9 protein-coding genes and 1 tRNA gene are annotated in these 9,088 nt (G+C 44.3%); 8 read left to right on the top strand and 2 right to left on the bottom strand.

Translation table 11 applies throughout. From position 1 onward, the window contains the following. Positions 1 to 181: 181 nt before the first annotated feature. A tRNA-Cys gene (locus AX677_RS03040) sits at positions 182 to 252 on the bottom strand. A gap of 307 nt (positions 253 to 559) precedes the next feature. Here AX677_RS03040 and rpsB point away from each other — a divergent pair. Both rpsB and tsf read left to right on the top strand, forming a co-directional pair. After that, positions 560 to 1,342, top strand: coding sequence for a 30S ribosomal protein S2 (gene rpsB, locus AX677_RS03035; protein WP_002894015.1), 783 nt, complete (start codon positions 560 to 562; stop codon positions 1,340 to 1,342). 72 nt (positions 1,343 to 1,414) lie between these two features. After that, positions 1,415 to 2,458: a translation elongation factor Ts gene (gene tsf / locus AX677_RS03030; RefSeq protein ID WP_002928238.1), complete on the top strand. Its 1,044-nt coding sequence runs from the start codon at positions 1,415 to 1,417 to the stop codon at positions 2,456 to 2,458. Positions 2,459 to 2,562: 104 nt separating this feature from the next. Here tsf and AX677_RS03025 read toward each other — a convergent pair whose 3' ends face one another. After that, positions 2,563 to 3,051 (bottom strand): hypothetical protein, encoded by a 489-nt coding sequence (locus AX677_RS03025; protein WP_197416879.1) that lies wholly within the window; start codon positions 3,049 to 3,051, stop codon positions 2,563 to 2,565. Positions 3,052 to 3,197: 146 nt separating this feature from the next. Here AX677_RS03025 and AX677_RS03020 point away from each other — a divergent pair, with 146 nt between their 5' ends. From AX677_RS03020 to AX677_RS02995, 6 genes are all read left to right on the top strand, one after another. Next, positions 3,198 to 3,662: a CtsR family transcriptional regulator gene (locus tag AX677_RS03020; RefSeq protein WP_002899234.1), complete on the top strand. Its 465-nt coding sequence runs from the start codon at positions 3,198 to 3,200 to the stop codon at positions 3,660 to 3,662. Continuing rightward, positions 3,663 to 6,092 (top strand): ATP-dependent Clp protease ATP-binding subunit, encoded by a 2,430-nt coding sequence (locus AX677_RS03015; RefSeq protein ID WP_060976127.1) that lies wholly within the window; start codon positions 3,663 to 3,665, stop codon positions 6,090 to 6,092. A gap of 125 nt (positions 6,093 to 6,217) precedes the next feature. Then, positions 6,218 to 6,928: a DUF4272 domain-containing protein gene (locus tag AX677_RS03010; RefSeq protein ID WP_060976126.1), complete on the top strand. Its 711-nt coding sequence runs from the start codon at positions 6,218 to 6,220 to the stop codon at positions 6,926 to 6,928. 42 nt (positions 6,929 to 6,970) lie between these two features. Beyond that, the gene (locus AX677_RS03005; protein WP_060976125.1) at positions 6,971 to 7,456 is read left to right on the top strand and encodes a hypothetical protein; all 486 of its coding nucleotides are present in this window, start codon (positions 6,971 to 6,973) and stop codon (positions 7,454 to 7,456) included. Continuing rightward, on the top strand, positions 7,440 to 7,841 hold the full coding sequence (locus AX677_RS03000) for a DUF4430 domain-containing protein (protein WP_009660206.1): 402 nt from the start codon (positions 7,440 to 7,442) through the stop codon (positions 7,839 to 7,841). The genes AX677_RS03005 and AX677_RS03000 overlap by 17 nt, the downstream gene beginning before the upstream one ends. Before the next feature lie 187 nt (positions 7,842 to 8,028). Continuing rightward, positions 8,029 to 9,087 (top strand): AAA family ATPase, encoded by a 1,059-nt coding sequence (locus AX677_RS02995; protein WP_060976124.1) that lies wholly within the window; start codon positions 8,029 to 8,031, stop codon positions 9,085 to 9,087. Position 9,088 lies beyond the last annotated feature (1 nt).

The raw sequence follows: 9,088 nt of genomic DNA, 5'->3' as shown, positions 1-9,088 counted from the left end.
TAAGAAGCGTCAAGATTAATTGATATTAAAAAAAGAGCTAGGATGATGTCCTAGTCTCTTTTTTTGTTTTACTAATGAGAGGTTTTTAGTTACTAAATAGCATAGTTTTGGAAGGAGTTACAGAAATTAAAAAGATTAGGAAGAGTATATCTTACTAATCTTTGTCTTATAAGTTATTACAAGGCGGTAGACGGATTTGAACCGACGATCAAGCTTTTGCAGAGCCGTGCCTTACCACTTGGCTATACCGCCGCAACTCTTATTATTCTATCGTAAATACTTGCTTTCGTCAAGAGTCTTTCATAGTCAAAGCAGAAAATATTAGATGTTCCTATTCTGAACAATTTGGAGAATAAATGTTCTGCTGAGAAGTGGGAATAGTGGCTAGCGGAAGAAAATCTGGCAAACACCTTGTCAAAGAGCTGCGCTTTTGTTATAATAGAGGGTGCCGTGTAAATGGCAAAATACTCATTTTAGATGAATTGTGGGACTGTTGCCCTCGGGTGGTTCTGCGAGCTGAAATCTAAAAGAGGAAAAAAACAAAAAGGAGAATTTACTCATGGCAGTAATTTCAATGAAACAACTTCTTGAGGCTGGTGTTCACTTTGGTCACCAAACTCGTCGCTGGAACCCTAAGATGGCTAAGTACATCTTCACTGAGCGTAATGGCATCCACGTAATCGACTTGCAGCAAACTGTAAAGTATGCTGACCAAGCTTACGATTTTATGCGTGATGCTGCTGCTAACGATGCAGTTATCCTCTTCGTTGGTACTAAAAAGCAAGCTGCTGACGCTGTCAAAGAAGAAGCAGAACGTTCAGGTCAATACTTCATCAACCACCGTTGGTTGGGTGGAACTCTTACAAACTGGTCTACTATCCAAAAACGTGTAGCTCGTTTGAAAGAAATCAAACGCATGGAAGAAGACGGAACTTTCGAAGTTCTTCCTAAGAAAGAAGTCGCTCTTCTCAACAAACAACGTGCTCGTCTTGAAAAATTCTTGGGCGGTATCGAAGATATGCCTCGCATCCCAGACGTGATGTACGTAGTTGACCCTCATAAAGAGCAAATCGCTGTTAAGGAAGCTAAGAAATTAGGTATCCCAGTGGTTGCTATGGTTGATACTAACACTGATCCTGATGATATCGATGTGATTATCCCAGCTAATGACGATGCAATCCGTGCGGTTAAATTGATCACTGCGAAAATGGCTGATGCTGTTATCGAAGGCCGTCAAGGTGAAGATAGCGTTGAATCAGTAGAAGCAGAATTGGCTGCAACTGAAACTCAAGCAGATTCTATCGAAGAAATCGTTGAAGTTGTTGAAGGTTCAAACGAATAATCAGTAAACTAACCTAAAGGGGCGGGGCTCAGCCCAGCTCCTTTATTTAAATTAAAAAATAGGAGAAGAAAAATGGCAGAAATTACAGCTAAGCTTGTCAAAGAATTGCGTGAAAAATCTGGTGCTGGTGTCATGGACGCTAAGAAAGCACTTGTTGAAACTGATGGTGACATCGAAAAAGCGATTGAATTGCTTCGCGAAAAAGGGATGGCAAAAGCAGCTAAGAAAGCTGACCGTGTTGCCGCTGAAGGTCTGACAGGCGTTTACGTAAACGGTAACGTTGCCGCTGTTGTTGAAGTGAATGCTGAAACTGACTTCGTTGCGAAAAACGCTCAATTTGTTGACTTGGTAAATGCTACTGCGAAAGTAATCGCTGAAGGTAAACCAGCTAACAACGAAGAAGCGCTTGCTTTGACAATGCCTTCAGGTGAAACTCTTGAAGCTGCATACGTATCTGCAACTGCAACTATCGGAGAAAAAATCTCTTTCCGTCGCTTTGCTTTGATTGAAAAGACAGATGCTCAACACTTCGGTGCTTACCAACACAACGGTGGCCGTATCGGAGTTATCTCAGTTATTGACGGTGGAGACGATGCTCTTGCTAAGCAAATCTCTATGCATATCGCTGCGATGAAACCAACTGTTCTTTCATACAAAGAATTGGATGAGCAATTTGTTAAAGATGAATTGGCACAATTGAACCACGTCATCGACCAAGACAACGAAAGCCGTGCAATGGTTGGTAAACCAGCTCTTCCACACTTGAAATACGGTTCTAAAGCTCAATTGACTGATGCAGTTGTAGCTCAAGCTGAAGAAGACATCAAAGCTGAGTTGGCTGCTGAAGGCAAACCAGAAAAGATCTGGGACAAGATCATCCCAGGCAAAATGGATCGCTTCATGCTTGACAACACTAAAGTTGACCAAGCATACACACTTCTTGCACAAGTATACATCATGGATGACAGCAAGACAGTTGAAGCTTACCTTGAATCAGTAAATGCTTCAGTAGTTGAGTTCGCTCGCTTTGAAGTTGGTGAAGGTATCGAGAAAGCTGCTAACGACTTTGAAAACGAAGTAGCTGCAACAATGGCTGCTGCTCTTGGTCAAAATTAATCGCTTTTAGCTTAGAAATAGAACGATAAAAAGGTCTGAGGTTTTTTCTCAGACCTTTTCATTTGTAGCATTTTGAAACATCAAGTTTAGAATGGTGAGTAGCATCACTTAGCTGCTTTTTCTCTTTCTTCCTTATGAGCAATCAAGCCGTTGGTAAAAATCAAGACTACCAATATGAAGAGAAGAGCTGTGGTTTGGGGGTAAGTTAGGCTAAACTGGTAGACTTTGGTAATAAACAAAAGGGGCAGAGTAACCACCATCATAATCAGAAAGCTATACCATTTGACTCTGTTGCTGACCAGCTCCTGTTCGAAGAGCAGGGGAGCATAAAGACAGACGATGAGAGCTCCGATAGGAATATCGACATAGTCAGCAGAAAAGATGGTGAAAATACTCAGAGCTGCAAAGAGCCATTTGAGTACATGACGAGAATAGTTGAGCCAATCCATTTTCATTGGATTATCCTCCTTGTTTAGATGATCGTTGGCAGGCAGAAGTTTCTGTCTGTCTTTTCCTTGTGGATTTCCACCTATATTATAACGCTTTAAAAGCAAAAAGCAAGCGGTTACACAAACCTGACAAAGCTTTTTCACTAGTTTGAATTGTCAGACCTTTCAGTCATCCCTTTTTCTTTCAAAATAGAGACTTTTCCGGTATAATATTAGTCAAAGATAGTCAATGTTAGAGAAGCAAGGAAAAAAGAAATCTATTCTGAAATTTTCAACTGGAAAGGGAAGTCATGGGTGCAAAAAACACATCGGACAGTATTGAAGCATATATCAAGTCTATTCTGGCTCAGGCTGGGATGGTTGAATTGAAACGCAGTGAACTGGCTGATGTTTTTCAGGTGGTTCCCAGTCAGATTAACTATGTGATTAAGACGCGTTTTACGGAAAGTCGGGGCTATATCGTTGAGAGTAAGCGTGGTGGCGGCGGCTATATTAGAATTGGAAAGATTGAATTTTCTGACCGGCATCAGATGCTTTGCGGCCTGTACGACAGTGTGGGAGAGCGTGTCAGCCAGCAGGTTTTCACAGATGTTATTCAGCTTCTTTTTGATGAAAAGATTATGACTGAACGTGAGGGCAATCTAATCTTGTCAACAGCTTCGGACTCGATTTTGGGTGATGGAGCTGCGGTGATTCGTGCCCGGATATTAAAAAAGATTTTACAACAACTAGACAGAAAAGGAATGGAATCATAAATGAAATACTCAAAAGCCTTAATAGAAAGCTTGGAAGCAGCCCAGCTCTTGGCCGGCCATTTTACGACAGATTATCTGGAATCATGGCATCTGCTGATTGCTCTGGCTAATAATCCCTACAGCGTTGCTGGCTCAGTCCTCAATGAGTTTCCTGTGGAAGTTGATGGATTTGAAGAAGCAGCTTTTCATATTACTGGTCAGGCTTATCAGAAAGACGGTCACTTCGAGCTGCTGCCTTTTTCTTATCGCTTAGAGGAGCTGTTTGAGGAAGCGGGCCAGATTGCAGAAGCTGTTCGCGCTAAGCATGTAGGTACTGAGCATGTGCTGCTGGCCATGCTATTTGATCGGGGGACCTTGGCCTCTCGTATTCTGGAATTTACCGGCTTTAGCTACGAGGACAAGGAGCAGGGACCGAAAATTAGTGATTTGCGTAAGGTCTTGGAGCAGCGAGCTGGCTGGGGCAAGGAAGATATCAAGGCTATTCGAAGTCTGAATAAGGGAGTAATGGCAGCCAAGCAGACCATGGCTAATATGATGGGCATGCCAGCTTCTACTAGCGGTGGTCTGGAAGACTACACCCGTAATCTGACTGAGCTGGCTAGAGATGGCCGATTGGAGCCCGTCATTGGCCGCGATCAAGAAATTTCACGGATAGTTCAGATTCTCAGTCGCAAGACTAAAAACAATCCAGTGCTGGTTGGAGATGCTGGGGTTGGTAAGACAGCTCTAGCCTTAGGACTGGCCCAGCGTGTAGCGGCTGGTCAGGTTCCGGCTGAACTTGCCAAGATGCGGGTTTTGGAGCTGGACTTGATGAATGTAGTCGCTGGCACTCGTTTTCGCGGAGATTTCGAGGAGCGGATGAACAACATCATCAATGACATTGAAGAAGATGGTCATGTCATTCTCTTCATCGATGAGCTGCATACCATCATGGGCTCTGGCAGCGGTATTGACTCGACCTTGGATGCGGCCAATATCCTGAAACCGGCTCTGGCTCGCGGAACTCTGCGGACAGTTGGTGCTACGACGCAGGAAGAGTATCAGAAACATATTGAAAAAGATGCGGCCCTTTCCCGGCGTTTTGCTAAGGTCAGCATAGAAGAGCCTAATGTGGCTGACAGCATTGCTATTTTACAAGGTCTGAGAAAGAGCTATGAGGACCATCACAAGGTACAGATTAGTGATCAAGCGATTGAGACGGCGGTGAAATATGCCCATCGCTATCTGACTAGCAAGCACCTACCGGACTCTGCCATTGATCTTTTGGACGAGGCCAGTGCGACAGTGCAGAATAGAGGGCCACAGAATTACGAGCAGTTGGATTTGACGCCAGTGGATCAAGCCTTGATGGCAGCGGACTTTAAAAAGGTGTCGAAGTTGCTTGAGCAAGAGCAGCAACCGAAGCTTTATAAACTAAAAGTGGAAGAAGACGATGTCTTGGCTACTCTGAGTGGCTTGTCTGGTATTCCAGTGCAGAAGCTGACTCAGACAGATGCAAAGAAATACCTCAACTTGGAAACAGAACTGCATAAACGCGTGATTGGGCAGGACGAGGCGATTTCAGCTATCAGCCGAGCTATCCGACGGAACCAGTCTGGTATCCGCAGCAGCAGGCGGCCGATTGGCTCCTTTATGTTCCTAGGTCCGACAGGAGTCGGGAAGACAGAGCTAGCCAAGGCCTTGGCCGAAAGTCTCTTTGATGACGAGTCTGCTCTCATCCGCTTTGATATGAGTGAGTACATGGAGAAATTCGCGGCTAGCCGTCTCAACGGAGCGCCCCCAGGCTATGTAGGCTATGAAGAAGGAGGGGAGCTGACGGAAAAGGTGCGCAACAGACCTTATTCTGTCCTGCTCTTTGACGAGGTGGAAAAGGCGCACCCAGATATTTTCAATGTTCTCCTGCAGGTCTTGGATGATGGCCAGTTGACTGACAGCAAGGGCCGCAAGGTGGACTTCTCCAACACGATTATTATCATGACCAGCAATCTGGGGGCGACCAGTTTGCGGGATGATAAGACGGTGGGCTTTGGTGCGCATGACATTCGCTTGGACCATGCCAATATGGAAAAACGGATGCTGGAAGAACTCAATAAAGCATATAGACCAGAGTTTATCAACCGTATTGACGAGAAGGTAGTCTTCCACAGCTTATCTGCTGAAGATATGCAGGAAGTGGTCAAGGTTATGGTCAAACCGCTCATTGCAAGTCTCGCTGAGAAGGGAATTGAGCTGAAATTTCAGGCTAGTGCCCTTAAGCTGCTGGCTCAGGAAGGATACGATGTGGAAATGGGAGCACGGCCATTGCGTCGCACTCTACAGACTCAGGTAGAGGACAAGCTGTCTGAGCTCCTCTTGACAGGAGATTTGACTGCTGGTCAGACTCTTAAGGTCGGGGTCAAGGCTGGCCAACTCAAGTTCGAAGTGGCCTAAAAAGCGCAGTCTTTCAATGGGAAGTTGTGTGCTCGCGGTTAATCCTTGATAGCAATCATACCTATAGATACCGAACAGTTATTTCATCATTCAATGAAATTGGAATTGAAGGATTGGAGGCTGATATGTCGTTTTTTAAAGATTTGTTTGCTGGCAAGAAAGCCAAATTGAAAACACCAGAAGAGCGCAAGGCGGCTAGTATCCAGCGCTTGAAGAAGGAAGGTATTCCTTACATCGAGCATTTGCCGGTCATCGAAAGTGCTGAGCAGGTGCGGCCGCGCTCGTTAGAAGAAATTGCGCGTCGGGCTATTAGCAGCCTCTTGATTATTCAGGCGGCCTTGGATATCGAAAATAATAATTATAATGAGGAGAGTCGCCAGTGGCTGCAGGATAAACTGCAGCAATACGGGGTTCAGGAAGAGCTGACGCCCAAAGAAAGGGTGGTTTTGGAAGATCGTGCCGACCCGGCAGCTATCATCAATATGGTTTGGAAATACGAGGCCTATTGGTCCTTGATTTGGTACTTGGGTCTAGTAGATACTTTACCGTTTCCAGATAAGATTTGTGATTGTGATGCTGCTATTGACGCAGTCGCTAGTGCGGTTGACTTTCAGGAATTTCTGGGCAAATGCCAACCGCGTAGCTTAGAAGAGTTACTGGATGAGGATGATTTGATTTATCGTTATCATTGGGCCTGTGTTGATGCTCGGATTCATGATCAGCCAGCACCGGCAGGCCTTGATGAAAGTGTTGTTCTGGAGAGACGATCTGGCCTTGACTGGCTACTGGGGCTGAATACGGCCCAAGACTGGGATGCTGTTGAGCTGCATACCTAGTCCAACTTCTCTTGATTCACTCAATTAGAAAAGGAGCTACCTTTGTCCGCTCGTAAAATGGCTAAAATTGCCATCCTATCGGCTCTATGTGTGGCCTTTCGCTATGCATTTTCCTTTCTGCCCAATGTGCAACCTATCTCAGCTATCTTTTTCCTGATAGTCATCTTTGAGGATTTGCCGACTTCACTCCTAGTGATGGCGGTGACGATGTTTACATCAGCATTTCTTTTGGGAATGGGGCCAATCGTCCTCTTTCAGTTGCTGTCCTTTGGACTGATTCTTTGCCTTTGGCAGCTGCTCTATCCTCGGTTAAATCTAGTGGGACAGGGAATAGTAGCAGCTCTCCTATCCTTTGGCTATGGCATTGCCATCGATACACTGACAGCCTTGCTGTACAACTATCACTGGTGGTCTTATGCGATTATCAACGCTTTGACTTTCAATATAGCGCACGGACTGTCGACCTTGTTTTTTTACCCACTCTTGTACCCTATTTTAAGGAGGCTCTATAATGAAAAAAATCTTTAGTTTGCTCACACTTGCTTTGGCCCTTCTTCTTGTTGGTTGCGGCAGCAGCCAGACAAATACTGACAAGAGCTCTAGCTCGGCTGATTCTTCTGTCAAAAAGGAACTGAAAATCAGCATCAGTATTGCACCAGAAGGTCAGGAGAAGAGCGAGAAAACAGTGGCTGTTGCAGAAGGAAAGACAGCTATGGATGCTTTGAAGAAGGCCTATAAGGTCGAAGAAAAAGATGGTTTTATCACTTCTATTGACGGCCATGCTCAGGATGAAGCAAAGGGCCTCTACTGGATGTTTAAGGTCAACGGAGAAATGGCTCCTAAGGCAGCCAATCAAATCACTGTCAAGGATGGAGACAAGCTGGAATTCTACCAAGAAGTCTATCAGCAATAAATTTTTTATAAAAAGAATTTGATGCTTAAGGCATTAGGTTCTTTTTTTGTGTCCTTGATACAGTTTTAAAGTGTCTGAAAAATATTTTTATAAAATTTTATAAAAAACTATTGACAAAATAAAAATATAGTTTATAATAAAATCATAGAAATAATAAAATATAAAAAATAATAAAAAGGTTAAACGTATGAAAGAAAAAATTGCAATCGTCTTTGGAACATTTGCTCCCTTACATCAGGGACATATTGATTTGATTCAGAAGGCTAAGCGTTCTTACGACAAGGTGCGCGTGGTGGTTTCTGGTTATCAAGGTGACCGTGGGGAGGAAGTAGGCCTGTCTCTGCAGAAGCGATTCCGCTATACGCGGGAGACTTTCGCAGATGATGAGTTAACACAGGTTTATAAGCTAGATGAAACTTCCTTTCCCCGCTATCCTCTGGGTTGGAACAAGTGGCTGTCAGCTCTATTAGAGTTGGTGAGCTATGATGCAGAACGGGAGGAACTGATTTTCTTTGTTGGTGAGACTGACTATCAGGAAGAGTTAGAAAAGCGTGATTTCAAAACTTCTTTGCAGGAGCGCCAGTTTGGTATCTCAGCTACGATGATTCGGGAAAATCCTAGTCGTTATTGGAAATATATCGCCCAACCTTTCCGCCGTCACTTTACCAAGAAAGTGCTGATTATGGGTAGCGCTAGCAATGGTAAAACGACCTTGGCCAAGGATTTGGCTCGCTTTTATGATGCTCCGGTTAGTCTGGAATATGCTCGAGAATACCAGATTCAAAATAACGTGCGAGACGATGAGCTGACTCCTAAAGACTACTATTATCTGCTCTTAGGACAATATGCTCAGACTTCCAGATTAATTGACAGCAGCGCCAACCGTGGTCTGGTCGTGGCTGATACAAATTCTCTGGTAACCAAGGCTTACTATGATTACTATCTGAAAGAAAGTCCAGTTCAGGACGAAGAAACAGATACCTTTGACAATCTCTTTGCCAGTATTTTGTCCAAGGAAAAATGGGATTTGATTCTCTTTGCTGAGCCGGTCGGCACCTATGTTAACGATGGTTTTCGCGATATGAGCATGGCAGACGAGGCTATCCGCAGTGATTTTTCCAGCCATCTAAAAAGGCTGAAAGACCAGTGCTTGGCTCATATTCCGACGGTCTATCTGGCTGGCAGTTATTTGGACAATTATCAGGCGGCCAAAGAAGCAATCGACATGATTTATCAAGCGGATTAAA

The organism is Streptococcus sp. CCH8-C6, assembly GCF_001557225.1.
Lineage (GTDB): Bacteria > Bacillota > Bacilli > Lactobacillales > Streptococcaceae > Streptococcus > Streptococcus sanguinis_C.
Note: the sequence above shows the minus strand (reverse complement) of the source record. Positions and strands in the feature narration are given on the sequence as shown.